Source organism: Streptomyces sp. NPDC059906, assembly GCF_042730645.1.
In the GTDB taxonomy this organism is placed as follows: Bacteria; Actinomycetota; Actinomycetes; order Streptomycetales; family Streptomycetaceae; genus Streptomyces; species Streptomyces rubrogriseus.
Map to the genome: position 1 here is coordinate 75,134 of NZ_JBHWKU010000024.1, position 26,945 is coordinate 102,078.

The 26,945-nt window shown below is 69.9% G+C and carries 24 protein-coding genes and 1 tRNA gene; 4 read left to right on the top strand and 21 right to left on the bottom strand.

The genetic code is table 11. The features are described 5' to 3' along the window. Positions 1–43 precede the first annotated feature (43 nt). The 20 genes from ACFV9J_RS29495 to ACFV9J_RS29590 form a co-directional block, all read right to left on the bottom strand. Entirely contained in the window at positions 44–859 is an 816-nt protein-coding gene (locus ACFV9J_RS29495; protein WP_385359117.1) for a F0F1 ATP synthase subunit delta, read from the bottom strand. A gap of 5 nt (positions 860–864) precedes the next feature. Further along, a complete protein-coding gene (locus ACFV9J_RS29500) occupies positions 865–1,419 on the bottom strand; it encodes a F0F1 ATP synthase subunit B (protein WP_011030209.1) in 555 nt (184 codons plus the stop codon). 41 nt (positions 1,420–1,460) lie between these two features. After that, entirely contained in the window at positions 1,461–1,691 is a 231-nt protein-coding gene (atpE, locus tag ACFV9J_RS29505; RefSeq protein WP_003973629.1) for an ATP synthase F0 subunit C, read from the bottom strand. A gap of 75 nt (positions 1,692–1,766) precedes the next feature. Next, positions 1,767–2,588: a F0F1 ATP synthase subunit A gene (gene atpB, locus ACFV9J_RS29510; RefSeq protein ID WP_109033445.1), complete on the bottom strand. Its 822-nt coding sequence runs from the start codon at positions 2,586–2,588 to the stop codon at positions 1,767–1,769. A gap of 225 nt (positions 2,589–2,813) precedes the next feature. Next, positions 2,814–3,248, bottom strand: coding sequence for a hypothetical protein (locus tag ACFV9J_RS29515; protein WP_385359022.1), 435 nt, complete (start codon positions 3,246–3,248; stop codon positions 2,814–2,816). 262 nt (positions 3,249–3,510) lie between these two features. Continuing rightward, on the bottom strand, positions 3,511–4,821 hold the full coding sequence (locus tag ACFV9J_RS29520) for an MraY family glycosyltransferase (RefSeq protein WP_385359024.1): 1,311 nt from the start codon (positions 4,819–4,821) through the stop codon (positions 3,511–3,513). A gap of 143 nt (positions 4,822–4,964) precedes the next feature. Then, positions 4,965–6,221 carry a serine hydroxymethyltransferase gene (gene glyA / locus ACFV9J_RS29525; protein ID WP_385359119.1) on the bottom strand — a complete coding sequence of 419 codons (1,257 nt, stop codon included), beginning with the start codon at positions 6,219–6,221 and terminating at the stop codon, positions 4,965–4,967. 168 nt (positions 6,222–6,389) lie between these two features. Next, positions 6,390–7,070, bottom strand: a complete 681-nt coding sequence (locus ACFV9J_RS29530; protein WP_385359027.1) for a protein-tyrosine-phosphatase — start codon at positions 7,068–7,070, stop codon at positions 6,390–6,392. Beyond that, positions 7,067–7,714, bottom strand: coding sequence for an L-threonylcarbamoyladenylate synthase (locus ACFV9J_RS29535; protein ID WP_385359029.1), 648 nt, complete (start codon positions 7,712–7,714; stop codon positions 7,067–7,069). Before ACFV9J_RS29535 ends, ACFV9J_RS29530 begins: the two co-directional genes overlap by 4 nt. A gap of 50 nt (positions 7,715–7,764) precedes the next feature. After that, on the bottom strand, positions 7,765–8,604 hold the full coding sequence (gene prmC / locus ACFV9J_RS29540) for a peptide chain release factor N(5)-glutamine methyltransferase (RefSeq protein WP_385359031.1): 840 nt from the start codon (positions 8,602–8,604) through the stop codon (positions 7,765–7,767). Between the two features lie 72 nt (positions 8,605–8,676). Further along, positions 8,677–9,753 (bottom strand): peptide chain release factor 1, encoded by a 1,077-nt coding sequence (prfA, locus tag ACFV9J_RS29545; RefSeq protein WP_003973637.1) that lies wholly within the window; start codon positions 9,751–9,753, stop codon positions 8,677–8,679. Positions 9,754–9,861: 108 nt separating this feature from the next. Continuing rightward, positions 9,862–10,086: a 50S ribosomal protein L31 gene (gene rpmE / locus ACFV9J_RS29550; protein WP_003973638.1), complete on the bottom strand. Its 225-nt coding sequence runs from the start codon at positions 10,084–10,086 to the stop codon at positions 9,862–9,864. A 124-nt stretch (positions 10,087–10,210) separates the two neighbouring features. After that, positions 10,211–11,359 carry an LCP family protein gene (locus tag ACFV9J_RS29555; protein WP_385359034.1) on the bottom strand — a complete coding sequence of 383 codons (1,149 nt, stop codon included), beginning with the start codon at positions 11,357–11,359 and terminating at the stop codon, positions 10,211–10,213. Between the two features lie 397 nt (positions 11,360–11,756). After that, positions 11,757–13,868: a transcription termination factor Rho gene (rho, locus tag ACFV9J_RS29560; protein WP_385359035.1), complete on the bottom strand. Its 2,112-nt coding sequence runs from the start codon at positions 13,866–13,868 to the stop codon at positions 11,757–11,759. Positions 13,869–14,297: 429 nt separating this feature from the next. Then, positions 14,298–15,227, bottom strand: coding sequence for a homoserine kinase (gene thrB, locus ACFV9J_RS29565; protein ID WP_385359037.1), 930 nt, complete (start codon positions 15,225–15,227; stop codon positions 14,298–14,300). Between the two features lie 331 nt (positions 15,228–15,558). Beyond that, a complete protein-coding gene (thrC, locus tag ACFV9J_RS29570; RefSeq protein ID WP_385359039.1) occupies positions 15,559–16,617 on the bottom strand; it encodes a threonine synthase in 1,059 nt (352 codons plus the stop codon). 6 nt (positions 16,618–16,623) lie between these two features. Beyond that, positions 16,624–17,916 (bottom strand): homoserine dehydrogenase, encoded by a 1,293-nt coding sequence (locus tag ACFV9J_RS29575; RefSeq protein ID WP_016327275.1) that lies wholly within the window; start codon positions 17,914–17,916, stop codon positions 16,624–16,626. Positions 17,917–18,074: 158 nt separating this feature from the next. Continuing rightward, positions 18,075–19,466, bottom strand: a complete 1,392-nt coding sequence (gene lysA / locus ACFV9J_RS29580) for a diaminopimelate decarboxylase (RefSeq protein WP_385359042.1) — start codon at positions 19,464–19,466, stop codon at positions 18,075–18,077. A gap of 18 nt (positions 19,467–19,484) precedes the next feature. Beyond that, on the bottom strand, positions 19,485–20,558 hold the full coding sequence (gene nrtL / locus ACFV9J_RS29585; RefSeq protein WP_385359044.1) for an ArgS-related anticodon-binding protein NrtL: 1,074 nt from the start codon (positions 20,556–20,558) through the stop codon (positions 19,485–19,487). A gap of 110 nt (positions 20,559–20,668) precedes the next feature. Then, positions 20,669–21,172 (bottom strand): response regulator, encoded by a 504-nt coding sequence (locus ACFV9J_RS29590; RefSeq protein ID WP_385359047.1) that lies wholly within the window; start codon positions 21,170–21,172, stop codon positions 20,669–20,671. 179 nt (positions 21,173–21,351) lie between these two features. Here ACFV9J_RS29590 and ACFV9J_RS29595 point away from each other — a divergent pair. The 4 genes from ACFV9J_RS29595 to ACFV9J_RS29610 all read left to right on the top strand — a co-directional run bounded on the left by ACFV9J_RS29595 (position 21,352) and on the right by ACFV9J_RS29610 (position 24,501). Beyond that, positions 21,352–21,423, top strand: a tRNA-Arg gene (locus ACFV9J_RS29595). Between the two features lie 764 nt (positions 21,424–22,187). Beyond that, positions 22,188–23,159 (top strand): hypothetical protein, encoded by a 972-nt coding sequence (locus ACFV9J_RS29600; RefSeq protein ID WP_385359050.1) that lies wholly within the window; start codon positions 22,188–22,190, stop codon positions 23,157–23,159. Further along, positions 23,156–23,953, top strand: a complete 798-nt coding sequence (locus ACFV9J_RS29605; protein ID WP_385359053.1) for a hypothetical protein — start codon at positions 23,156–23,158, stop codon at positions 23,951–23,953. Before ACFV9J_RS29600 ends, ACFV9J_RS29605 begins: the two co-directional genes overlap by 4 nt. Positions 23,954–24,063: 110 nt before the next feature. Further along, positions 24,064–24,501, top strand: a complete 438-nt coding sequence (locus tag ACFV9J_RS29610) for a hypothetical protein (protein ID WP_385359055.1) — start codon at positions 24,064–24,066, stop codon at positions 24,499–24,501. 695 nt (positions 24,502–25,196) lie between these two features. Here ACFV9J_RS29610 and ACFV9J_RS29615 read toward each other — a convergent pair. Beyond that, the gene (locus ACFV9J_RS29615) at positions 25,197–26,549 is read right to left on the bottom strand and encodes a pyridoxal phosphate-dependent decarboxylase family protein (protein ID WP_385359057.1); all 1,353 of its coding nucleotides are present in this window, start codon (positions 26,547–26,549) and stop codon (positions 25,197–25,199) included. Positions 26,550–26,945: the final 396 nt, after the last annotated feature.

Sequence of the window (26,945 nt, forward strand, 5' to 3'; positions counted from 1 at the left end):
GCTACTGCTCTGTTGCTGCTTCTGCTGTTGTCGCGCGCGGGCGTCAGCTCGCCAGCCGGCGGCCGGCGTCCTCCAGACGGTCCGCGATGGAGCCGTTGATGACCTCGTCACCGACCTGCACCCGGATTCCGCCGACGACCTCGGGGTCCACGTCGAGGTTCAGGTGCATCGGACGGCCGTAGACCTTCGCGAGGGCCGCGCCGAGGCGCTGCTTCTGCGTGTCGCTCAGCGGCACCGCCGAGGTGACCACGGCGACCATCCGGTCCCGCCGGTCGGCGGCGAGCTTGGACAGGGACTCGAGTCCCGACTCCAGGCTACGTCCCCGCGGCGCGGTGACAAGGCGCGTCACCAGACGCTCGGTGGTCCCCTCCGCCCGGCCGCCGAGCAGGCCGCGCAGCAGCTCGCTCTTGGCCGCGGTGGTGGCCGACCGGCTGGTGAGCGCGGCGCGCAGCTCGGTGCTGGAGGAGATGATCCGGCCGAACCGGAACAGCTCGTCCTCGACGTTGTCGAGCCGGCCCCGCTTCTGGGCGGCGGTGAGGTCGGCGGTGTTCGCCAGCTCCTCCAGCGCGTCCACCAGGTCGCGGGACTGCGACCAGCGGGAGCGCACCGTGCCGGCCACCAGGTCGACGGCGGTGCCGCTGACCTGGGTGCCGAGGAGGCGCTGGGCGAGCTCGGCCTTGGCCTCGCCCGACTGCGCCGGGTCGGTGAGGACCCGACGCAGCGACACCTCGCGGTGGAGCAGCGCGGTGACGGCGGCCAGCTCGTCGGCGAGCGAGCCGGCGTCCACGGACGTGGAGTCCGTCAGCGCGTCGAGACGCTCGCGTGCGGCGGCCAGGGCCTCGCGGCTCGCTCCGTGCATCCCACTCATCGGGTTGCCTCTGCCGTCGTCGCCTTGTCGTCCAGCTCGTCCAGGAAGCGGTCGATCACACGGCTCTGGCGGGCGTGGTCCTCGAGGGACTCGCCGACCAGCTTGCCGGCCAGCTCGGTGGCCAGCTTGCCGACGTCCTGGCGCAGCGCGGACGCGGCGGCCTTGCGGTCGGCCTGGATCTGGGCGTGACCGGCGGCGATGATCTCCTCACGCTGCCGCTGGCCTTCCGCGCGCATCTCGGCGATGAGCGTGGCGCCCTGCTCCTGCGCCTCCTGGCGCAGTCGCGCGGCCTCGTGCCGGGCCTCGGCGAGCTGGGCCTTGTACTGCTCGAGGACGCTCTGGGCCTCGGTCTGCGCGGCCTCGGCCTTCTCGATACCGCCCTCGATGGCCTCGCGACGCTCTTCCAGAACCTTGTTGATGTTCGGGAGGAGCTTCTTGGCGAGGAAGCCGAAGACGATGACGAAGGCGATCAGGCCGATGACGAGCTCGGGGATCGGCGGGATGAGGGGATTTTCCATCTCCTCGGCCGCGATCTGGAGCATCGGGCTCATGGGTTTGCCTTTCGTCTAGTCGGCTGGTCTGGGATCAGCGATCAGTAGCCGTAGACGAACGGCATGACCAGACCGATCAGGGCGAGCGCCTCACAGAAGGCGAAGCCCAGGATCTGGTTGGCGCGGATCAGGCCGGCCGCCTCGGGCTGACGGGCCATGGCCTGGGTGCCGTTGCCGAAGATGATGCCGACGCCGACGCCGGGGCCGATGGCAGCGAGGCCGTAACCGATGGAACCGAGGGAACCTTCGACGGCAGCAAGGGTCTGGGACATGCCAGTTCTTCCTTTTCTTTACGGACCGGTGGGGGTTGGCCACCGGACGACTGTGAGAGGTCTGGGCGCGCTTGCTCAGTGGTGCTCGGCCATGGCGCCCTGGATGTAGGTGCACGTCAGCAGGACGAACACGTACGCCTGCAGAGCCTGGATGAACAGCTCGAAGGCGGTCATCACCACGGTCATGATGAACGAGACGCCCGCGTAGGCGATGCCGACGCCGTTCAGCAGGTACCAGCTGGCGATCGTGAACAGGAGCAGCAGGGTGTGACCCGCGAACATGTTCGCGAAGAGTCGCACGGCGTGGGTGAAGGGCCGGATCAGGATGTTCGAGAAGAACTCGATCAGCATGGCCAGCGGCAGCACCGGGCCGAGCGACTTGTCGTAGCCGGTGACGTTCTTGAAGAACCCGACGAATCCCTGACGCTTGAAGGTCAGCGTGATCCAGGTGACGTAGACGATCAGGGCGAGCACCGCCGGGTAGGCGATGATCGAGGTGACCGGGAACTGGGCGACCGGAATGATCGACCAGAGGTTCATCATCCAGACGAAGAAGAAGAGCGAGACGACGAGCGGGACGTACTTCTCGCCTTCCTTCTTGCCGATGGTCTCGTAGACGACTCCGCGCCGGATGAAGTCGTAACCCGCCTCGGCGACCATCTGGAGCTTGCCGGGAACGACCTTCGGCTTGCGGAAGGCCGCCCAGAAGAACCCGACGATGACGATCGACCCCAGCAGCGCCAGCAGCATCGGCTTGTTGAAGTACAAGTTGCTGTCGTGGTCGCCCCACAGGGGCTCGAACAGGAACGAGTGCAGGCCGGGAGAAGGGAAACCACAACCGTCGAAGATGTGGCAGTCGGTCTCGAAGGCGAGCACCTGCGTCGGGTCAGCACTCACCGCGGGCTCCTTCAGCGTGGCGCATGGATACGGCAACCTCGTTGTGTCGGCGCGGCGCGGGGCCGCTGTTCGGCACGGGACTGGTGTTACGGGTGTGGGGGCGGCTGTGGGGCATCTCGCCTCGCGATTCAGCAGGCGTCAGCCGAGATGCCCGCGCCCGCGATGCCGCAGTTGGCACCGGACGATAGCAGGACTTCACATGCCTCTTTATCCCGGCCCTACCCCTCACGACGAGTGGCCCGTCTTTTCAGGCTTTTCGCCCGACGGTTCGGGCTCGACGTAGAGAACCTTGGCCTTCATGTGCGCCCGCGTCTGCGCGGCGATCCACGCGAGCGTGACGACGAGCAGACTGACGGCGAAGGACCGGGGGTTGAACAGCGTCGTGTTCTTGAACGCGGCGAGGAAGACGAACAGCAGCAGGATCTGTGCCGCGTAGAGCATCAGGCCCATCGCCTGGAAAAGGTGCGGAAGCGATTTGGCGGTGCGCTGCAGGACGTAGAGGCCGATCCCCATGAAGAGCATCGCGAGCACGGCCGCGACGACGGCTCCGACCGCCCCTTTGCCGCCGGCGACCACGGCGCTGACGACGGCGGCTACAGCGCCGACGGCAGCCGCGGGCACGGCAGCCTGAAGCAGGATCCGGACGTCATTGGACGGCATGGCGGCAACTCCGCTTTCAACACACAGGGGGCAGGTGTCGTCATGGACGAGCGTAGCCCCGAGCCGGACGAGGTCCTCACTTACAAGAGACCGTCGCACTACGGTCCTTGGGCTCTACCCGGGGGATACTCGTGAACCGTATCACAAACTATTTGATGAGGTCTTTACCTCTGGGTGTGCTTGCTGTCACACGTGAGAGTGACCCTGCGCGTTTGTGCAGTCACGGCAGCAACTTGTCTGGTATTGCGGCGTTTTGCCGCTCCTACCGGGTCCGCGTACGGTGCCCGACGGCGGTCGCCCCGTTGACGCCCGAGACACCCACCGTGACCGGGACGCGCTCCTCGCCCTCGTCCTCGACCGCCGCGTCCCCGGCCCCGGCCCCGCCCTCCTCGGCGGCAGCGGCCTTGCGGCGCCGGTAGCGCGGCGGCACCAGGCCCTCGGCCCAGCGCGGGGCGCGCGGGGTGAACCTCGGCAGCAGGAGCAGCACCAGACCGATCGCGCTGAGGAAGACGACGCTCAGCACGATCCACATCGACGCCGCGTTCACGGAGTAGGCGAGCGCGCCGAACGCGATCAGCGCCGAGAAGAAGTACATGATCAGCACCGCGCGGCTGTGCGAGTGGCCGATCTCCAGCAGGCGGTGGTGCAGGTGCCCGCGGTCCGCGGCGAACGGCGACTGGCCGCGCCAGGTACGGCGCACGATGGCCAGGATCAGGTCGGCGGCCGGGATGGCGATGATGGTCAGCGGCATCACCAGCGGGATGTAGACCGGCACCATCTGGTGCACCGAGTTGCGCTCCGACCCGGAGAACAGGTTCATCAGGTCGGGGTCGACCTGTCCGGTCACGGAGATCGCGCCGGCCGCCAGCACCAGGCCGATCAGCATGGAGCCGGAGTCGCCCATGAAGATCCGGGCGGGGTGCATGTTGTGCGGCAGGAAGCCGAGGCACATGCCCATGAGGATGACCGCGAAGAGCGAGGCGGGCGCCGCGGCCTCGATGCCGTACGAGTACCAGATCCGGTAGGCGTACATGAAGAACGCCGCCGCCGCGATGCACACCATGCCGGCCGCGAGACCGTCCAGGCCGTCCACGAAGTTGACCGCGTTGATGGTGATGACGACCAGCGCCACCGTCAGCAGGGTGCCCTGCCACTGGGTGAGCGCCACCGTGCCGACGCCCGGCACCGGGATCCACAGGATGGTCAGACCCTGCACCACCATCACGCCGGCGGCGATCATCTGGCCGCCGAGCTTGATCAGGGCGTCGATCTCGAACTTGTCGTCCAGGACACCGATCAGCCAGATCAGGGCGGCCCCGGAGAGCAGGGCGCGCGGCTCGTTGGACTTCTCGAAGACCTCGCTGAGGTTGGTGAGGTGGTCGGCGACCAGCAGGCCGGCGCACAGCCCGAAGAACATGGCGATCCCGCCGAGCCGCGGAGTGGGTTCCCGGTGCACGTCACGTGCCCGGATCTCCGGCATCGCCCCCGCCACGATCGCGAACTTCCGTACCGGCCCTGTCAGCAGATACGTCACCGCGGCCGTGATGCAGAGCGTCAGCAGGTATTCACGCACGGGCTTCCCCACAGGTCTCGCTGGCCATCCTCAACCTCACACCCTAGCGATGCGCACGGCAATGCGACGCATACGGTTGAGGACTTCCGGGTATCGACGATGGTTGCACGTGTGGCTGTGTACGCCTGTACGCCTACCCGGCCTCAGTCCGGGTACGGGGGGAATTCCGCGGTCAGGTCCCTTACGTCCGCCCGGGCCGCGGCCGGGTCCGTCGTCCCGCGCAAGACCCCGGCGACCAGGGTGGCCATCGCCCGCATCTCCCGCTCCCCCATGCCCTGGGTGGTGACCGCCGCCGTGCCCAGGCGCAGCCCGCGGGCGTCGGCGTGCGGCAGTGCGCAGCAGTCCAGGACGATCCCGGCCGCCGCGAGCAGCCCCCGTGCGGCCTTCCCGTCGACGCCCAGCGGGGCGGGGTCGGCGGTGAGCAGGTGGGTGTCGGTGCCGCCGGTGGTGACGACCAGGCCCTCGGCGGCCAGGTGGGCCGCGAGCGCGCGGGCGTTGGCGACCACCTGGTGGGCGTAGGCGGCGAAGGCGGGGGTCGCCGCCTCCCCGAAGGCGACGGCCTTGGCTGCGATGGTGTGCATCTGGGCCCCGCCCTGGGTGAACGGGAAGACGGCCCGGTCGACCCGTTCCGCCAGTTCGCTGCCGCACAGGATCATGCCGCCGCGGGGTCCGCGCAGCACCTTGTGCGTGGTGGCGCACACGATGTCGGCGTACGGCACCGGACTGGGCGCCGCTCCCCCGGCGACGAGTCCGATCGGGTGGGCGGCGTCGGCGATGAGGTAGGCGCCCACCTCGTCGGCGATGTCGCGGAAGGCGGCGTAGTCGAGGTGGCGGGGGTAGGCGATGGAGCCGCAGACGATCGCCTTGGGGCGGCGGGCGCGGGCCAGGGTGCGCACCTGGTCGTGGTCGATCAGCCCGGTCTCCGCGTCCACGCCGTAGCCGACGAAGTCGAACCAGCGGCCGGAGAAGTTGGCGGGTGAGCCGTGGGTGAGGTGGCCGCCGTAGGGCAGGCCGAGGGCGAGGACGGTGTCGCCGGGGCGCAGCAGCGCGGCGTAGGCGGCCAGCACGGCGGAGGAGCCGGAGTGGGACTGCACGTTGGCGTGCTCGGCGCCGAAGAGCGCCTGGGCCCGCCGGGCGGCCAGCCGCTCGGCCACGTCGACGATCTCGCAGCCGCCGTGGTGGCGGGCGCCCGGGTAGCCCTCGGCGTACTTGTTGGCCAGCGGTGAGCCGAGGGCGGCGAGCACGGCGGGCGACGTGAAGTTCTCGGCGGCGATCAGCTGCAGGGTCGTCGACTGGCGGCGGCCTTCGGCGAACAGGATCTCGGCCAGCTCGGGATCCTGGCGCAGCAGGACTCCGACCGAACTGTCATCGGCCTCGATGATCTCGTGGGTGACCGACATGGTGCGCTCCGGGCATGCGTCGACGGTGACGTAGCACCAATGTAGGCCCGCCACGACGAAGACGCCCGGCGTACGCGGGGCGGGGCCCCGCATCCGCGCCGGGACCCCCGTCGGCGCCGGTCGGCGCCGTCAGCGCCGTCAGCACTGGGGCCCCGTCCTGGACGCGCCTCAGGCCCGCGCCGGGACCCCGGTCAGCGCCGTCACCACCGGGTCGAGGGCCTGGTGTATCTCGTCGCCGACGGAACGGAAGAAGGTCAGCGGGGCGCCGTACGGGTCGTAGACCTCGTCCGCCTCGACCGTGGGGGCGAGGAGCCACCCGCGTAGAGCGGCGGCGGCGCGGACCAGGGCGCGGGCGCGGGTGACCACGCCATCCTCCAGGGGAGGGAGCGTCGCCGGGTCGATGGCGTTCACCAGGCGGGTGAACTCCTTCAGGGTGAAGGTGCGCAGGCCCGCGGAGTGGCCCATGGAGATGACCTGGGCCCGGTGGTCCCGGGTCGCGGTGAGGACCAGGTCGGCGCGGATCACGTGCTCGTCGAGCAGCTCGCGGCCGGTGAAGCCGGCGGGGTCGGCGCCGAAGTCCGTGAGGACCGTCTCGGCGTTCGCCTCCATGGGCGCGCCCTCGTGGCCCCAGGTGCCCGCGCTCTCCACGATCAGGCCGCCGCCCAGCACGCCGAGCCGCTCCTTCACCGCGTGCCGGGTCAGCCGCTCGGTGATCGGCGAGCGGCAGACGTTTCCGGTGCTGACGTGGAGGATGCGGAAGCTGTCGCGCGGGAGGCCGACGAACGTGGTCGTGATCTCCGCGGCGCGTTCCCCGTTGCCTATGCCACGCCCCGTCTCAGGGGCCGTCAATTCGCCACCTCGAGGTCGGGTACCACCTTGCGCAGTTCCTCCGCCGACAGCGCGCCCGCGCGCAGCAGGACCGGCACCTCGCGGGTGACGTCGACGATGGACGACGGGACGATGCCGGGCGTGGGGCCGCCGTCGAGGTAGACGGAGACGGAGTCGCCGAGCATCTGCTGGGCGGCGTCGCAGTCCTCGGGCGACGGGTGGCCGGTCAGGTTGGCGGACGAGACGGCCATGGGGCCGACCTCGGTGAGCAGCTCGATGGCGACCGGGTGCAGCGGCATGCGGACGGCGACCGTGCCCCGGGTCTCGCCGAGGTCCCACTGGAGGGACGGCTGGTGCTTGGCGACCAGGGTCAGCGCGCCGGGCCAGAAGGCGTCGACCAGCTCCCAGGCCATCTCGGAGAAGTCGGTGACCAGGCCGTGCAGGGTGTTCGGCGAGCCGATGAGCACCGGGGAGGGCATGTTGCGGCCCCGCCCCTTGGCCTCCAGCAGGTCGCCGACGGCCTCCGCGGCGAAGGCGTCGGCGCCGATGCCGTACACGGTGTCCGTCGGCAGCACCACGAGCTCGCCACGGCGGACGGCGGACGCGGCCTCACGCAGACCGGTCACTCGGTCGGTCGCGTCGTTGGTGTCGTAACGCCGTGCCATTTAGCTGGCCTCCTCGTACACGTACTGCGGGGTGGGAGTCGTCGGGGTGTTCACGGCAGTGCCTTGCGGGCCGTCGCGAAACGAGGTCGGTTGTTGAGGTCGGGGTGGTCGGCCGCGTCGGCCCAGCCCCGTTCCTCGGTGAAGATCCACGGCACCTGGCCGCCCTGGGTGTCGGCGTGCTCGACCACGACCACGCCGCCGGGGCGCAGCAGGCGGTGCGCGGTGCGTTCCAGGCCGCGGATCAGGTCGAGGCCGTCCTCGCCGGAGAACAGGGCCAGCTCGGGATCGTGGTCGCGGGCCTCGGGGGCGACGTACTCCCACTCGGTGAGCGGGATGTACGGCGGGTTGGAGACCACCAGGTCGACCTGGCCGTCGAGGTCCGGGAAGGCCGTCAGGGCGTCTCCCTGGCGCAGGTCGACCCTGGACCCCGCCATGTTCCTGCGCGTCCACTTGAGGGCGTCCTCGGACAGCTCCACGGCGTGTACGCGCGAGCGCGGCACCTCCTGGGCGAGGGCGAGCGCGATGGCGCCCGAGCCGGTGCACAGGTCGACGATGCAGGGCTCGACGACGTCCATGGCGCGCACCGCGTCTATGGCCCAGCCGACGACCGACTCGGTCTCGGGGCGGGGCACGAAGACGCCGGGGCCGACCTGGAGCTCCAGGTAGCGGAAGTAGGCGCGGCCGGTGATGTGCTGGAGCGGCTCGCGCGCCTCACGGCGGGCGACGACCTCCCAGTACCGGGCGTCGAAGTCCGCGTCCGGCACGGCGTGCAGCTCGCCCCGCTTGACGCCGTGCAGGTACGCGGCGAGCTCCTCCGCGTCGGTGCGCGGCGAGGGCACGCCGGCGTCGGCCAGCCGCTGGGTGGCCTGGGCCACCTCCGCGAGCAGCACACTGCGGGGGTTCGGGGGTCGCCCCCCGTGATGTAGCGGCACGCTGGTCCTCCGAGCTGTCGTACGGGGCGGTTACGCTGCGGCGAGCTTGGCCGCCGAGTCCGCGTCGACGCAGGCCTGGATCACCGAGTCGAGGTCGCCGTCCAGGACCTGGTCCAGGTTGTACGCCTTGAAGCCGACGCGGTGGTCCGAGATGCGGTTCTCCGGGAAGTTGTACGTGCGGATCTTCTCGGAGCGGTCGACGGTGCGGACCTGGCTGCGCCGGGCGTCCGCGGCCTCCTTCTCCGCCTCCTCCTGCGCCGCCGCGAGCAGCCTGGAGCGCAGGATACGCATCGCCTGCTCCTTGTTCTGCAGCTGGCTCTTCTCGTTCTGGCAGGAGGCGACGACTCCGGTCGGGATGTGCGTGATGCGCACGGCGGAGTCGGTGGTGTTGACGGACTGGCCGCCGGGCCCGGAGGAGCGGTAGACGTCGATGCGGAGGTCGTTCGGGTTGATCTCGACGTCGATCTCCTCGGCCTCGGGGGTCACGAGGACGCCCGCCGCGGAGGTGTGGATGCGGCCCTGGGACTCGGTCGCGGGGACGCGCTGCACGCGGTGCACGCCGCCCTCGTACTTGAGGCGGGCCCAGACGCCCTGGCCGGGCTCGGTGGCGCCCTGGCCGCCCTTGGTCTTCACGGCGACCTGGACGTCCTTGTAGCCGCCCAGCTCGGACTCGGTGGAGTCGATGATCTCGGTCTTCCAGCCGATCCGCTCGGCGTAGCGCAGGTACATGCGCAGCAGGTCGCCGGCGAAGAGCGCCGACTCGTCGCCGCCGGCGCCGGCCTTGATCTCGAGGATGACGTCCTTGTCGTCGCTGGGGTCGCGCGGGACCAGGAGCAGCCGCAGCTTCTCGGTGAGCTCGTCGCGCTGCTTGTCCAGCTCCTTGACCTCGGCGGCGAAGTCGGGGTCGTCGGCCGCGAACTCGCGCGCGGTCTCCATGTCGTCGCCGGTCTGCTTCCAGGAGCGGAACGTGGCGACGATCGGGGTCAGCTCGGCGTACCGCTTGTTCAGCTTGCGCGCGTTCGCCTGGTCGGAGTGGACCGACGGGTCGGCGAGCTTCTTCTCCAGGTCGGCGTGCTCGGCGACGAGTTCCTCGACGGCCTCGAACATCTTGGGCTCCTGCTACTGCGTGGGATAGGGAAGGCGGGCGACCAAAAACGCCGGTCCCGGCGCTCCCCGGGGAGGGGATGCGGCCGTGGACCGGCGGTTGGTGGCTCGCTACTTCTTGGAGCCGGCGGAAGCCTTGCCGAAGCGGGCCTCGAAGCGGGCCACGCGGCCACCGGTGTCGAGGATCTTCTGCTTGCCCGTGTAGAACGGGTGGCACTCGGAGCAGACCTCGGCGCGGATGGTGCCGCTCTCGATCGTGCTGCGGGTGGTGAACGACGCGCCACAGGTGCAGCTGACCTGCGTCTCGACGTACTCGGGGTGGATGTCGCGCTTCAAGGTGTCTCCTACTGTTCCGGGAGGGCGCCGGGTCGCAGCCGCGGGATGCGGGAGCGTGAACCGGAGCCGACGTACCAGTCTGCCAGGACTGGGGCCATCCCCCAAAACCGGGGGGCGGGGTGAACTATTCCCCGGTGTTGACGACGCCCTTGGCCTCACCGGTCGCCGTGCCCTGCGTGGCCGACGCCGGGATCGGACGGTCGTTCTTCAGGGCCGTCCAGACCTGCTGGGCCTTGTCCTTCTCGACCAGGACGCGGTTGGCGTCGGCGGGGTCGTAGACGACCGGCATGGTGACCATGTGCATCTTGTCCGGGCCGATGCCCTTCAGGCTGCTCGCGAAGGACATCAGGGAGTTCACCGAGCCCAGGTCGGAGTCGGTGGTGACGGTCTTGGTGGCGGTGTCGGCGATGTCGTACAGCTTCTTGGGGTTGCCGAGCAGGCCGACGTCCTTGACCTGGTCGACCAGGGCCTTGACGAAGGCCTGCTGGAGCTGGATGCGGCCCAGGTCGGAGCCGTCGCCGACGCCGTGCCGGGTGCGGACCAGGCCGAGTGCCTGCTCGCCGTCGAGCCGGTGGGTGCCGGCCGTGAGGTCGAGGTGGCTGTCGGGGTCCTCGATGTCCTCGGTGGTGGTGACCTGTACGCCGCCGAGGTCGTCGATGAGGTGCTGGAAGCCGCTGAAGTCGACCTCCAGATAGTGGTCCATGCGCAGGCCGCTGATCGACTCGACGGTCTTCACGGCGCAGGCGGCGCCGCCGGTGGAGTAGGCGGAGTTGAACATCACGCCGTCGGCGGCGGGGTGCTGGCCGCCGTCGGTGTCGGTGCAGTCGGGGCGGTCGATGAGGGTGTCGCGCGGGATGGAGACCACGCTGGCCTTCTTGTGGCCCTTGTAGACGTGCACGATCATCGCCGTGTCCGAGCGGGCGGTGCCGTCGTCGGTGCCGCCGCCGAGCTTCTTGTTGCCGCCGGAGCGGGTGTCGGAGCCGAGGACCAGGATGTTCTCGGAGCCGTTGTCGGCCTTCTCGGGCCGGTCGGCGCCGAGCGCCTGGTCGATGTCGACGCTCGTGAGGTTGCCGTTGAGCTTGAAGTACAGGACTCCGGCTCCGGTGCCGCCGAGGACCACGATGCCCGCGGCGCTCCAGGCCGCGACGAGCAGGGCCTTGCGCCGCTTGGCCGTGGGCTTGCGGCGGCGGCCCCTGCCCCGGCGGCCGGGGCCTGGGGTGCGGGACTGGCCGGGGCCGGGTATCGCGGGATCCGGCGTGCTCTCGGCGGACATGGGCTCCTCGGTGTTCGTCCGGTCGGTTACCCCCTGCGCTCAGGGTCGGGTCGGTCGGCTCCGGTGGTCGGCGCCGCTACCTCACCATGGTCCCTCCGTAGCTCAGACGGCGGAACTCGGGACAGGGTTGCACAACGGTCTGTGGCGACCCGGTGGGGAATCGGTGACGGAGCGTGTCCGGCCTGCGCCGCTCCGCCTCGCTGACCTGGGCATCCGCGAGCACCGGCCCGGACCCGCCGGGACGCCGTCCGGGCCGGTCCGTGTGGCGAAGGTCGCAGGTGGAGGACGTAGGCCGCAGGTGGAGGACGTAGGCCGCAGGTGGAGGACGTAGACATGGACTCATGACGAAGGGGCCGCCCCCGAAGCGGAGGCGGCCCCTGAGGTGCGCGGCGGTGACTCAGTCGCCGTTGCCGGGCGTCGGGGTCGTCTTCTGGATCTGCATCAGGAACTCGGCGTTCGACTTCGTCTGCTTCATCTTGTCGAGGAGCAGTTCGATCGCCTGCTGCTGGTCGAGCGCGTGCAGCACACGGCGCAGCTTCCAGGTGATGGCCAGCTCGTCGCTGCCGAGCAGGATCTCTTCCTTGCGGGTACCGGACGCGTCCACGTCCACCGCCGGGAAGATGCGCTTGTCGGCGAGCTTCCGGTCGAGCTTGAGCTCGGCGTTGCCGGTGCCCTTGAACTCCTCGAAGATGACCTCGTCCATGCGGGACCCGGTGTCCACCAGGGCGGTGGCGAGGATGGTCAGCGAGCCGCCGTCCTCGATGTTGCGGGCCGCACCGAAGAAGCGCTTCGGCGGGTACAGGGCGGTCGAGTCGACACCACCGGACAGGATGCGGCCGGAGGCCGGGGCGGCGAGGTTGTACGCACGGCCCAGACGCGTGATCGAGTCGAGCAGCACGACGACGTCGTGACCCAGCTCCACCAGGCGCTTGGCGCGCTCGATGGCCAGCTCGGCGACCGTGGTGTGGTCCTCGGCCGGGCGGTCGAAGGTCGAGGAGATGACCTCGCCCTTCACCGACCGCTGCATGTCGGTGACCTCTTCGGGACGCTCGTCGACCAGGACGACCATCAGGTGGCACTCGGGGTTGTTGTGCGTGATCGCGTTGGCGATCGCCTGCATGATCATGGTCTTGCCGGTCTTCGGCGGGGCCACGATCAGACCGCGCTGGCCCTTACCGATCGGCGCGACCAGGTCGATGATGCGGGTGGTGAGGACGCCCGGGTCCGACTCCAGGCGGAGGCGGTCCTGCGGGTAGAGCGGCGTCAGCTTGTTGAACTCCGGCCGTCCGCGGCCGTGTTCGGGCGCCATGCCGTTGACCGAGTCCAGGCGCACCAGCGCGTTGAACTTCTCGCGGCGCTCGCCCTCCTTGGGCTGGCGCACGGCACCGGTGAGGTGGTCGCCCTTGCGCAGGCCGTTCTTGCGGACCTGGGCGAGGGAGACGTACACGTCGTTGGGGCCGGGCAGGTAGCCGGAGGTCCGGATGAACGCGTAGTTGTCGAGGATGTCGAGGATGCCGGCGACCGGGATGAGGACGTCGTCCTCGTTGATCTGCGGCTCCTGGATCTCGTCGCGCCCGCGACGGCCCCGGCGGTCCCGGTAGCGGCCGCGGCGGCCCCGGCGGCCGCTGCCGTCGTCGTCGTAACCGTCGTCGTGCTGCTGACGGTCCTGGCGGCCGCCGCCCTGCTGCTGGCGGTCCTGGCGGCCGCCGCCCTGGTTCTGCTGGTCGTCGCCCTTGTTGCGCCGGTCGCGGCCGCGGTCGCCACGGTCGCCGCGCTCGCCACGGTCACCGCGGTCGCCGCGGTCACGGCGGTCGCGGCGGCGGCCGTCGCCGCCCTCACCGTCGGAACGGGCGTCGCCCTGGCCCTGCTGGTGACCCTGCGACTGCTGCTGGGCCGACGTGTCGGCCTTCGGCTCGGCGCGGGTGTCGACGGCCACCGTCGTGTCGGTGGCGGACGGGCTGCCCGCGTCGGAGGTGGCCCGGCGACGACGGCGCTCGGAGGGGGCGTCGTCGGCGGGGGCGGCCTGCTCGGCGGAGGCGTTGACCTTGGGAGACGGCTGACCGGGGATCTCGATCTGCTGCTGGGCGGCGGCCTTGTCGGCGGCCGCCTTGTCCGCCTTCTTGTCGGCCTTGTCGGCCTTGCCGGCCTTCTCCGCCCGCTCCGCCTTCTCGGCGGGTGCCTCGTCGCCCGTACGGGTCCGGGAGGTGCTGCGGCGCTTCGGCTTGGTCTCGCCGGCGGTGTCCGCGGCGGGCGCGGCCTTGGCGGGGGCTCCCCCCGCGGCCTGCGCCTCCTTGATGACCTCGATCAGCTGGCTCTTGCGCATACGCGCGGTGCCCCTGATGCCGAGGCCGGATGCGACCTGCTGCAGCTCGGCCAGCACCATGCCCTCGAGGCCGGTACCGCGGCGCCGCCGGGAGCCGGCACCGGTGGCAGGCGCGGAGGCGTCCGTGGCGGGCGCGGCAGCGGTCTCCTCGACACGTGCGCCCATCAGATCGGTGGTGTCGCTCACGAAGGGTCCTTCCCTGGAGCGGACGTCGGCCTGTCTGGCTCGGCGACCGGTTGTGCTGTCCGGCTTCGGTCCTTGCTGTGTGAACCGTGCCGGGGCGGTGGTCCGCCTGAACGGCGGAAGAGATAACTGGTGATGGCGCTTCCCCTAGCCGTGGCACCCGGTGTCTGTGTCATGCGGCGTGGTCGCACCGGTTCCGAAACTCCCCCAGCGGGGGTAACCCCCACCGGTGGGCCGCTCAATGCCCGTGTCGGCCGTACTGATCACGTACGACATCCACTGCAGAATGCGGCTTGGGGGGCTCCCGGAAGAATGTCTGTCCCTGACGGGGACACGAGGCACCTCGCCATGGTGGGGTCGGGTGCAGACTTGAGGTTAACACTACCGGATCCAACAAACATTCCCCCTCTCGAAATCCGGCAACCGTCCGCGTCAGGTGTCGCTGGCGGTCGCCAGGGGCAGGACGGTCGCGCCCTGCTGGTCCAGGCCGAGCCGGTTGGCCGCCCAGTCCGTACCGGCCAGCGCCTCGACCTTGTCGGCCGTGTCGGCGTCGGCCAGTGCCATCACCGTGGGTCCGGCACCCGAGATCACCGCGGGGATGCCGTCGCCACGCAGCCGTTCCACCAGCGCCGTGCTCTCCGGCATGGCCGGTGCGCGGTATTCCTGGTGCAGGCGGTCCTCGGTGGCCGGCAGCAGCAGCTCGGGGCGCCGGGTGAGGGCCTCGACGAGCAGCGCGGCGCGGCCGGCGTTGGCGGCGGCGTCGACGTGCGGGACGCTGCGCGGGAGCAGTCCGCGCGCGGTCTGGGTCAGTACCGGCTTTCCGGGCACGAAAACCACCGGAACGATGGAATCGGAGGGCTCCATCCTGATCGCCCGGGCGGCGCCGGACTCCATCCAGGAGAGGGTGAATCCGCCCAGGAGACAGGCCGCCACGTTGTCGGGGTGGCCCTCGGTCTCGGTGGCGAGGTCGAGCAGCGCGGCGTCGTCGAGGCGGGCCTCGCCGCCTATGGTCACCGCGCGCGCGGCGACGATTCCGGCGCAGATGGCGGCGGAGGAGGAGCCGAGGCCGCGGCCGTGCGGAATGCGGTTGGCGCACACGATCTCCAGGCCGCGCGGCTGTCCGCCGAGCAGGTCGAAGGCGGTGCGCAGGGAACGGACGAGGAGGTGCTTCTCGTCGCGCGGAAGGGTCTCGCTGCCCTCACCCGCGATGTCGATGTGCAGCCCGGAGTCGGCCACCCGGACGACCACGTCGTCGTACAGACCCAGCGCGAGGCCGAGGGCGTCGAAGCCCGGACCGAGATTGGCGCTGGTGGCGGGGACGCGCACCCTGACGGCGGCGGCGCGGAACGCTGGACCGGCCATCGCTAGATGACTCTCCTTGAGCTGCGTGGCTGTCGTGACTGTCGAATGACATTCGATGACGAGGACGATGATGATGACGACGACGTACAGAACCCTGGGCGCGACCGCGGAGACGGCGCGGTACCGCGGCATATGCGGCAGGCGGGTTAGGTACAGCCTATCGAAGGAAGGTTCTGTGGCGACATAGGGCGCACAGGAGGCGCACGATGCGTGTCGTATGCCCCCTGTGCACCCCCCGTAAGTGACTTTCCCGGCCGGGCGTCGCCTACGCCCTCCTGCGCCGGGCGCCTTTCACCGGCGCGCCGCTCAGATCAGCTCACCGGCGCGCCGCTCAGATCAGCCCGAGCCGCTCGGCCGCCGTCGCCGCGTCGACCGGGACGGTGACCGGCTGCGGCGCGCCGGCGACGGCCCAGTCCGGGTCCTTCAGCCCGTTGCCGGTGACGGTGCACACGATGCGCTGCCCCGGGTCGACCCTGCCCTGCTCGGCGGCCTTCAGCAGTCCGGCCACGGAGGCGGCGGAGGCGGGCTCCACGAAGACGCCCTCCTGCGAGGCCAACAGCCGGTAGGCGCGCAGGATCTCACGGTCCGTCACCTCGTCGATGGCGCCGCCCGACTCGTCGCGCGCGGCGAGCGCGAAGTCCCACGAGGCGGGGTTGCCGATCCGGATGGCGGTGGCGATGGTCGACGGGTCCTTGACGACCTCGCCGCGCACAATCGGGGCGGAGCCGGAGGCCTGGAACCCCCACATGCGGGGCTTCCTGGTGCTGACCCCGTCGGCGGCGTACTCCTGGTACCCCTTCCAGTACGCGGTGATGTTGCCCGCGTTGCCCACGGGAAGGACATGTATGTCGGGCGCGTCGCCGAGCATGTCCACGATCTCGAAGGCGGCCGTCTTCTGCCCCTCGATACGCACCGGGTTGACCGAATTGACCAGTGCCACCGGGTAGTTGTCGCTGAGCGCGCGGGCCAGCGTGAGGCAGTCGTCGAAGTTGCCGTCGACCTGGAGGATCTTCGCGCCGTGCACGAGGGCCTGGCCCATCTTGCCGAGCGCGATCTTGCCCTGCGGCACGAGCACGGCGGAGACCATGCCCGCGCGCACACCGTACGCGGCGGCGGAGGCGGACGTGTTCCCGGTGGACGCGCAGATAACAGCCTGCGCGCCCTCCTCCTTCGCCTTGCTGATGGCCATGGTCATGCCGCGGTCCTTGAAGGACCCGGTCGGGTTCGCCCCCTCGACCTTGAGGTGGACCTCGCAGCCGGTGCGCTCGGAGAGCACCTGCGCGGGCACGAGGGGGGTGCCGCCCTCACGGAGCGTCACGACGGGCGTGCTGTCGGAGACGGGCAGCCGGTCCCGGTACTCCTCGATGATTCCGCGCCACTGGTGAGTCATTGCTGGTTACTCTCCTTCAACCCGCATGATGCTGGCGACACCCCGCACGGTGTCGAGCTTGCGCAGCGCCTCGACCGTTCCGCCGAGGGCGGCGTCGGACGCGCGATGGGTGACGACGACGAGGGATGCCTCGCCGTCCTTGCCGGACTGCCGCACGGTGTCGATGGAGACACCGTGCTCCGCGAACACGGTCGCGACCTGGGCGAGCACGCCCGGTTTGTCGGCCACGTCGAGGCTGATGTGGTAGCGCGTGACGACGTCGCCCATCGGGGAGACGGGCAGGGCGGCGTACGCGGACTCACCGGGTCCGGTCGCTCCGCCCAGCCGGTTGCGGCACACGGCCACCAGGTCGCCGAGCACGGCGGACGCGGTCGGCGAACCGCCGGCGCCGGGCCCGTAGAACATGAGCTGTCCGGCGGCGTCGGACTCCACGAAGACCGCGTTGTACGCCTCGCGCACATTGGCCAGCGGATGGCTGAGCGGGATCATCGCGGGATGCACGCGCGCGGTGACCGAGCCTCCGTCCGCCGCCCGCTCGCAGATGGCGAGCAGCTTGATGGTGCAGCCCATCTCCTTGGCGGAGGCGAAGTCGGCGGCGGTGACCTCGGTCATGCCCTCGCGGTAGACGTCGTCGAGGCGCACGCGCGTGTGGAAGGCGATCCCGGCGAGGATGGCGGCCTTGGCGGCGGCGTCGAAGCCCTCGACGTCGGCGGTCGGGTCGGCCTCGGCGTACCCGAGGGCGGTGGCCTCGTCGAGCGCCTCCTGATACCCGGCCCCGGTCGAGTCCATGGCATCGAGGATGAAGTTGGTCGTCCCGTTGACGATGCCGAGCACCCGGTTGACCTTGTCGCCGGCCAGCGACTCGCGCAGCGGCCGGATCAGCGGGATGGCACCGGCGACGGCGGCCTCGTAGTACAGGTCCTTGCCGTGCTCGTCGGCGGCGGCGTGCAGGGCGGCGCCGTCCTGGGCGATGAGCGCCTTGTTGGCGGAGACCACGGAGGCGCCGTGCGCGAAGGCGGTGGTGATGAGCGTCCGCGCGGGCTCGATCCCCCCGATCACCTCCACCACGACGTCGATGTCCCCGCGCTTGACGAGCGCGGTGGCGTCGGTGGTGACGAGGGCCGGGTCGATCCCCTCCCGCACCTTGTCGGGCCGCCGTACGGCGACGCCCGCGAGCTCCACCGGGGCCCCGATCCGGGCGGCGAGGTCCGCGGCGTGCGTCGTCATGATGCGCGCCACCTCTGAGCCGACCACTCCACAGCCCAGCAGCGCCACCTTCAGCGGACGCGTACGCATCATCCGACCTCGTTTCCTCATACCGTCTACGGTTGGACCAGTCTCACGCACCGGACGGGATTTTCTGCCTTTCGTCCGGATCGTGAGACGTTTATTTCATTTTCTGAGGGGGTGCGGACCGAAAGATCTTCGCCCGCCCCCATCTCTCGCTCCCCCGGGCGTCACCCGACGTCGAGACGCAGCAGATCCTCCTCGGTCTCCCGCCGCACGACGACCCGCGCCGCACCGTCCCGCACGGCGACGACCGGCGGCCGCAGCGCGTGGTTGTAGTTGCTGGCCATGGAGCGGCAGTACGCCCCCGTCGCCGGTACGGCGATGAGGTCACCGGGTGCCAGGTCCCCCGGCAGGAAGGCGTCCTTGACCACGATGTCCCCGCTCTCGCAGTGCTTGCCGACGACGCGCACGAGCATCGGCTCGGCGTCGGAGGTGCGCGAGGCGAGGGCGACGCTGTACTCGGCGTCGTAGAGCGCGGTCCGGATGTTGTCGGACATCCCGCCGTCGACGGAGACGTACGTCCGCAGCCCGTCGAGCGGCTTGACGGTGCCGACCTCGTAGAGCGTGAAGGCGGTGGGCCCGACGATGGCCCGCCCGGGCTCGACGGAGATGCGGGGGGTGGCGAGCCGGGCGGCCTCGCACTCCCGCGTCACGATCTCGGTCAGCGCCTTGGCGATCTCGTGCGGCTCGCGGGGATCGTCGTCACTGGTGTACGCGATGCCGAGCCCGCCCCCGAGGTCGATCTCGGGCAGCTCGACACCGTGCTCGTCCCGGATGTCCCTGAGCAGCCCCACGACCCGGTGCGCGGCGACCTCGAACCCCGACATGTCGAAGATCTGGGACCCGATGTGCGAGTGGATCCCGATGAGTTCGAGCCCGTCCAGCTGCAGCGCCCGCCGCACCGCTTCGGCGGCCTGCCCGCCGGCCAGCGGAATCCCGAACTTCTGGTCCTCGTGGGCGGTGGCGATGAACTCGTGCGTGTGCGCCTCGACCCCGACGGTGATCCGGATCTGCACCCGCTGCCGCCTGCCGAGCGACTGGGCGATGTGCGCGACCCGCACGATCTCCTGGAAGGAGTCGAGCACGATCCGCCCCACCCCGGCGCGCACGGCCCGCTCGATCTCCTCCGGCGACTTGTTGTTCCCGTGGAAGGCGATCCGCTCGGCGGGCATCCCGGCGGAGAGCGCGGTGGCGAGCTCGCCCCCGGAACAGACATCGAGGTTGAGCCCTTCTTCATGCAGCCACCGCACGACGGCGCGCGACAGGAAGGCCTTCCCGGCGTAGAAGACGTCGGCGCCGTCGCCGAACGCGGTGCGCCACGCCCGCGCCCGCCCCCGGAAGTCGGTTTCGTCGAGGAGGTAGGAGGGGGTGCCGTACTCCTCGGCGAGCTGCGTGACGGGAATCCCGCCGACGGTGACGACCCCGTCCGCGTCCCGCCCGACGGTGCGGGCCCAGACCTTGGGGTCGAGGGCGTTGAGGTCCTCGGCCGGGGCGGTGTAATGCCCCTCGGGCAGGACATCGGCGTGGCGGGGCCCGGCGGGGTGTGCGGAACGGCTCATGGCGTCTTCCGTGCTCTCTCAGAGGTGTGCGGGTGCGTCGATGCCGAGGAGGTCCAGGCCGCCGGCCAGCACCGCCCCGACGGCTTCGGCGAGCGCCAGCCGGGCGCGGTGGGCGGCCGAGGGTTTCTCCCCGCCGCGGGGCAGCACGGTGGGCAGGAACGGCAGCGCGGCGTCGGCGACGGTGACGAGGTGCCGGGCAAGCCGGTCGGGGGCGCGGTGGTCCGCGGCGGCGGCGAGGACGCGGGGGTGGTCGGCGAGGACGGCGAGGAGTTCCGGCTCTACGTCTGCGAGGGGGCCGGGTTCGGCGGTGAACCCGAGGTCGGCGGCGTTGCGAGCGGCGGCCCGGGCCCGGGCGTGGGCGTACCGCACGCGGAAGAGGGGGTTGCTCTCCCGCTGGACGAGGTGCTGGTCGCCGACCCGGGGCCGGTCGTGGGCCGCGGGGTGGAGCAGGGCCCAGCGTCCGGCGTCGCGCCCGAGGGACATCGGGTCGGCGGACCCGGGGGCGGGGATGGGGACGGGGACGGGGACGGGGACGGGCCGGACGTTGACGGGCAGCCCCGCGGGTGCGTGTCCGACCGCGTCCACCGTCACCCCGAGGACGGAGGTCCAGGCGCCCTCGAACCCCTCGGCGCTCACGCGGACGAGGGCCCCCTGGGAGCGGAGCAGCCGTGCGGATGCCTCGGCGACGACGACGGCACGCAGGTCGTGGGGGCAGTGGAGCTGCACGACGCGCCCGTCCGGTTGGCCGGCGTACCCGTACCGGTCCCCGCGGCGCAGGATCTCGGCGACGAGACCGACGTCGGAGGCGGCGCGATCGAGCCTGATGTTGAGAAACCCCGGCCCGGTGAGGACGACATCGGTGATCCCGTCCATTCCGACCAGGTAGGGCCGCAGCACCTCGGCGACCCGGAACGGCGTCTGCCCGGCCGGGCGGGCCAGCTGGAGGGCGATGCTGGTGGCGTAGTCCCCGCACCCTCCGGGCCCCGGCGGCGCGACCACGGCACGCGTCGGCACGGCCACGCTCAGCTCCCCCGCGTCGACGGCGCGACGCACCGCGTGCAGCACGGTGCGGGAGAGCTCTACGGGTGTCACGGGACAAGCGTATGGGAGGAAGGGGGTGGGGAGGCGAACCGATGTGCGCCGGTCCCGGGATATGGACGCAAGCCGGCACCCCCAAGGGGGGACCGGACCCGGGTCGCGGTTCACGCCTGCGCGGACGCCCCACTCTCCCCGGCGAGCCCACGCACCCGCGGCGGCGAGGCCCCGGCCCCGGGCCCCGGCGACCCGGAACCCGGCCCGGACGCCCCGCTGACGACGGTGGACCCACTCCCCTTCCGCTCCACCAACTGCCGCACCAGACCGACCAGCTCGGCGGGCTCGAAGGGCTTGGACAGAAAGGCGTCGGCCCCCGCGGCGAACCCGGCGTCGACCTCGTACTGCGTACAGGCGCTGACGATCGCGATCGGAAGGTCCCGGGTACGCGGATCGGCACGCAGCCGGGCGGCGGTCCTGAGCCCGTCCAGCCGAGGCATGACCACGTCCAGCGTCACGGCGTCGGGCCGCACCTGATGGACGACTTCCAGACACTCGGCACCATCGCCCGCGGTCACGACCTCGAAGCCCTCCAGCTCGAGGTTGACCCTGATCAGCTGCCGGATGACCTTGTTGTCGTCGACGACAAGAATCCGGCCGGACGGCCTAGGCACAACTCGAGAGTAGGTCCGGACCGGCCACCGCGTCCGGGTTTTCCCGACTTCCGCCCCCTGCGGGTGACAACGCCCTGCACGGACCCCGTCACGACCCGCCAAAACCCGTTCATGACCACCCCGGGCGAGCTGGTAGTGTTCTACCCGTCGCCGCGAGCAACACCGAACGCGACGGACACGCCCCCGTAGCTCAGGGGATAGAGCAACGGCCTCCGGAGCCGTGTGCGCAGGTTCGAATCCTGCCGGGGGCACTCCGGATCAAGACCCTGACCTGCAGGAATGCAGCTCAGGGTTTTTGCGTCCATGTCAAAACACACACGGTCTTCTGACCGTTGCACTTTTCCAGCCGCGTAGCGCCCCGAACGACGCGCCCAGTCTCCTCTGTTGGCAGATTTCCGCAGGTCAAAGCCGTCGCGCGAGGCGTTCGGTGGCCGTACTCATCGCGAAGATCCGACGGTGGCGCCGACCCGGAGGCCGGGGTCGCTTCCTCCCCGAAAACCGCGCGCGACCTGCCTAAATGTGGCGGACGCCACACCGAAACGCACACGGTCAGGTGGGTCGTCACTCTTTCCCCTCCGTCGGGTACCAAATGACGGTGTGTGGCGCAGGCGTCTCTTCGGTGACTCTGTGGTCCTGGCGGTTATGTCGTTCCCGGAATCGGAGCGTGAACGCACAGAGCAGCAGCGGCAACACCCTCACGGCCGAGGAGCGTCCCCGGCTGCCGGAGTGCCAGTCAACGGAGGATGGCTGCCTGGCCAATTCATGCAGACGTTCTGAGATCCGTGCCGTCTGCGATGCGGGCCCGGGCGGCACCGTGGTCATCCCTCGTTCTGGCGAATTCGGGCGACGGCAGGACCGTGCCGCCTCCATTCAAGGCTCCTTCGAGGAAAGGGTTCTTTTCCTGCTACGAATACTCCTTCCCGGGAAATGACCATGTGCTGATTGGGCTGCGCGGGGGATCGCAGGACGGGATTCGGACCCTGGTTTGTCGGTGGTCTCTCCTAGCTTCAGCGGCATGAACTTCTGGAACGAGCCGGGCCGTGCCGTGCAGGATGCCGGTCAGGCAGGCGACGGCGTGCAGGCGATCTGGGATCAGCTCGACCATGCCGAGGCAGTGGGCGTGGCAGCGGTGTGCGCCGCAAGGCTGTCCAAGGGCGACCTGGTCTTGGCGAAGGTGCCGATGGGGTCGACGGGTAGTGCGGTCAACACGCGTCAGGCCCTGGAGGACTTCGTCCGGGGGCGTGGCATCAGCGTGGACACCGCCGACCAGTACCGGAGGGTTTCCGCGTGGTACACCGCCGAACGGCGGGAGGCGATCGCCGGCACCGGTGGCGTGGCCTCATACACCCTGCTGCGTGAAGTGGCTCTGCATACCTTCGGCACCGCTGATGACCCCGACGTGCGGTTCGGACTCCTTCTGGAGGCGCTGCGTTCGTTCGCCCCCTCCGGCAGCACCCATCTGACCCGCCAGGAGTATCTGCGCCTCCTGGGCGCAGGTCCCACATCCAGGGATGTCCCGGCGTCGGCCCCGAACGGGGTCGAGCCGGGTGGCGGCGAGCAGGTCTCGGCTCTGGACGGCGTCCGTACGGATCCGGCCGTCGTGACGGCGGTGTTGCGCACGGTGGCTGATGATCCCGATGAGCTGGCCCGGTTCTTCGGCGACCTTGCCGCAGAAGGAGGTCTGGAGGTCCTGAATTGCGCAGCGTTGGCGCTGCGCAGGGCCAAGGCGGGGGCCAGGGCTCAGGAGAGTCAAGTCTTCGGGACCGACGAGCCCGCCGAACCCCTCGAAGTGATTTTGCGGATGGTTCTACGCGCCATGAAGGCGCTGAAGGAACCCCTTGATCTCGATCCGTCGCAGGTGGTGGAAGCACTTCCGCCCGAGCAATTCCAGGCCCTGAGCCGACTGTGCGGGTCGATCACCGAATGGCACGAACTCCTGCTCGCTGAAGTGCGAGCTGGTATTCACATGAAAGAGGAAGTGGCATGAGCTACCACGTCATTGAGCACGAAGGGCAGGTCTTCGTCGGTCCTGCCGAATACGAGCGGGAAGACCAGGCCGCCGCTCTCGCTCTGTTCATCGACATGACAGACGCCGCGGCGCTGCACACCGACAACGCGGTGGCGGCTCAGGACTACATCCGACACAAGCTCCCCGCGCCCACCGCGGACAACCCCGCCTACGTTGGCCTGGAACAGCGGCGGCACGCTGCCGCACTGCAGCGCAGCTTCAAGAACGCCTGGGCTGCTCACGCCCGTGACCAGCGCGGCCCGAAGCTGCCTCCGCACAAGGTCAGGGAGCCCAAACCGCTGCCGGAGAAGCTCATCCCCGGGCAGCGGGTGGAAATGATCCACCCCGAGACCGGCGAGATCATGACGGTCGTGGTGCCGCCGGACCAGTCCGTGCCCGAGCAGGAACCCAAGGTCAACCCTGTCGCGGTTCAGCTCAACGCCGCACGAAGCCACTGCTACGAGAAGCTCAACAGTTTCGCCCGCCAGTTGCAGTCCCTTGAGGAAGCCGAAGACACTGACCTGGTCGCGGAGGCACTACGCCAGGTCGAGGAGCGCAAGAACACCATCAAGACGGTCAAGCGTCAGTCCGTCCAGATGCGCGGCTATTACGACGTCTTGGAACTGGCCGCGGCCGCTCAGCCTCGGCACCCCGACACCACCAGCGTCGAGGAGATCATCCGAGCGGAGAAGGTCGATGTGCGTGCCCACGGCCTGACGTACAAGAGACTCCGCGAGTTCCTGTCCGCCTTCTCCCTGGCAGCCGCTGCATGACCCCGGCGGATTTCGCACTCGTCACCGCCCCGATGCGCGCGTCTCGGGAGCGCAAGATGTGGACCCTGTGCTACCAACGGGTAGTCGGCTCAGCGCGGTCGGAGATCCGCATGGCAGGCGGCCGCCGACGCCTGGACCTCCTGGGTGCGGACAGCACGAGGGTCGAGTTCCAGCAGGCCAAGGAGTCCGTGCCCAACACCCACGGCAAGGAACTGGCGCACGCCACCGGGCTGATGTGGGTCTTCTGCGTCATCAACCAGCACGCGGCCGGCGACTTCTTCTTCACCTCCCGACAGGGAGCACGCGCAACGTTCCTGTGGAAGAACGCGTGGGCCCTCATCGGAAGCTGCAACGGCCGGGTCCTGCTTGACCTCGGACTGTCCCAGCAGGTCGGTGACCACGTGCTCATCGAAATCGACCACTTCGAGATGGTCGACGGCCGCACGGCCACCGGGACTGGCACACTGCGCGGCGCCCAGGAGTTTTGCTACTGGATGAGGGACGGCCATCCCTTGCCTCCGTATTCCTGGACGCCGCGCGCGGCCTGATCCACTCCCTGAACAGAGCCGAACCTCCGGCAGGTGCTTTCGAGTGCGCCTGCCGGAAACGGACCCGAGCCGCACACCACGGATACCACGACCGCACCCCAGCTTCTCAACGGTGTCGACGGCGTGTTCCCTCTGCCCCCGCCGACAGCTCCGAGCACATCCCGGTGATCCCATTGCACGAGACCGCACAGGAGTCCGTGCCCCGTGCCATATCTCCCGAAGCCCTCGTACGACCATCCAGATCGCTCCTGGCCAGTGGATGTCGTTCAGCTGGCCCGACAACGCACACTGCCCGACACCGACGTCTCCGGCAGCGTCTACGCCAAGACGGTCCAGGAGCACATTCGCCAGATTCCTACGTGTTCTGGCCCCTCACCAAACCGTGCACACCACAGTGCCGTCCCTTCTGACAGCCTTACGGCGGGTCGAATCCCTCACGTCTGGCTACCAGCGGCTTCTCCTCGGGTATGCAGCAGCCAATCTTGACGCAGCAGTGTGGATTGACACCCACAGCGACGAAGGCCGACTACGCCTGGCCACCGCACTCGACTACCTCGACAGAGCCGTTGCCCTGGGGTGTTGCGCAAGGTCGTGATCGGGCAGGACGGAGGCGGCGTCCGGGCTGTGCGGTCATGAGGCGAGGGCGAGGTTGTGCATGCGGGCGGCGGCCTCACTACGGCAGCTTGACAACACCTCTAGGAAGCCATGGTGTCGAGAATTTCTTGGACCAGGCTGAGGGAGGTGGCTGGGTGCAGGAACGCGAACCGGGCGACGGTCTCGCCTTCCCAGCCGGTCGGGGCAACGAAGCCTGTCTGGTCGGCGAGGAGTCGGCTGGACCATGTCTGGTAGTCGTGGGAGGTCCAGCCGACGCGGCGGAAGAGGACGACGGACAGGTCGGGTTCGCGGATCAGTTCGACGTGTGGGGTGTTCTGGATGAGTGCGGCGCTCTCGCGAGCGAGGGTGAGCGCGCTCTCGATGGCATCGGTGTAGGCGTGGGTGCCGTGTACGGCGAGGGAGAACCACAGCGGCAGGCCGCGTGCGCGGCGGCTGAGGTGGTGAGCGTAGTCGGAGGGGTTCCATTCGGTTTCGCCGTCGGTGTGCAGGGCGTCGAGGTAGGAGGCGTCTTGGGTGTGGGCTGCCTTGGCCAGGGCCGGGTTGCGGTAGATCAGGGCGGCGCAGTCGAGGGGGGCGAACAGCCACTTGTGGGGATCGATGACGAGGGAGTCGGCGTGCTCGATGCCCCGGTAGCGGTCGCGGACGCTGGGGGCGAGGAGCCCGGCGCCGCCGTACGCGCCGTCGATGTGGAACCACAGGTCGAACTCGCGGGCTACCTCAGCTACCCCCGCGAGGTCGTCGATGATCCCGGCATTGGTCGTGCCGGCCGTGGCCACCACTGCGATGACGTTGCCGGGGTCGCCGTCGGCCTGGAGTGCGGCCCGTAGGTCTGCGCCGGAGAGCCGGTGGTCGCGTGTGGGCACCAGGAGTGGTTCGACGCCGATGATGCGCAGCGTGTTGCTGATGGAGGAGTGGGCCTGGTCGGACAGGGCAATCCTGACCCGTGCGTATTCGTCGTAGCCGCGCCGGCAGCGGGCTGTGTCCCGGGCCGTCACCAGCGCGGACAGGTTGCCGGCCGAGCCGCCGGAGACGAAGCAGCCGCCCGCGGTGCCCGGCAGCCCGGCCAGGTCCGCGAGCAGCCTCAGTACCTCATTCTCGGCGGCAACCGGTCCGGCGGCGAGCATCCACGACACGCCCTGAATCGACGAGCACGAGACGAGCATGTCGAACAACACGGCGGCTTGTGTGGGGGCGGCGGGTATGAAGGACAGGAAGCGCGGGCTGTCGCAGCCGACTACCGTCGGCGCGAGGTGGTCGGTGTACAGGCCCAGGACGTCGGCCGGGTCATTGCCATCCGTGCCGATCAGGCCGGACAAAGCACTTTCGAGCTTGTCGTGCTGGCCGGGGTGATTGAGCGGAGCGCCATCCGTCCGGAGACGGTCGCGCACGCGCTCGAGGACCAGTTCGGTCAGGGCAGGGTCGTGCGTGTGCATGGAAGGGCTTTCGAGTCGAGGGGGTCGCGGCGGACACAGGCTGCGGTGTGGGCGTTTCGCCGGACGGATCAGCCGCAAGATGTCGATATTGGTTCCATCGACGATCAGGTCGCCTGGACGTTCCAGCGCCAGTCAAACCACGGCGGGCACCGGGGTCTTCGGTGCTGTGCACAGCTCTTCGCTGTCCGTTTCGTCGGGAGGGCCGAAGTCTCGGGTCGACTGCCACGCTCGGCTGCTGCCGGTGCCGTGATCCGGAAAGCGGCTGGAGCAGCGGCCGAATTCGAGCCGGAGAATTTGGGCCGGGCGACGACGTCGCGGGCGCGGGTAAAGACCAGCATCAAGAGGTCCGACCGACTCGTCGAAAGGCCGCTTCCCTTGAGTGATCTCGCGTTCCTC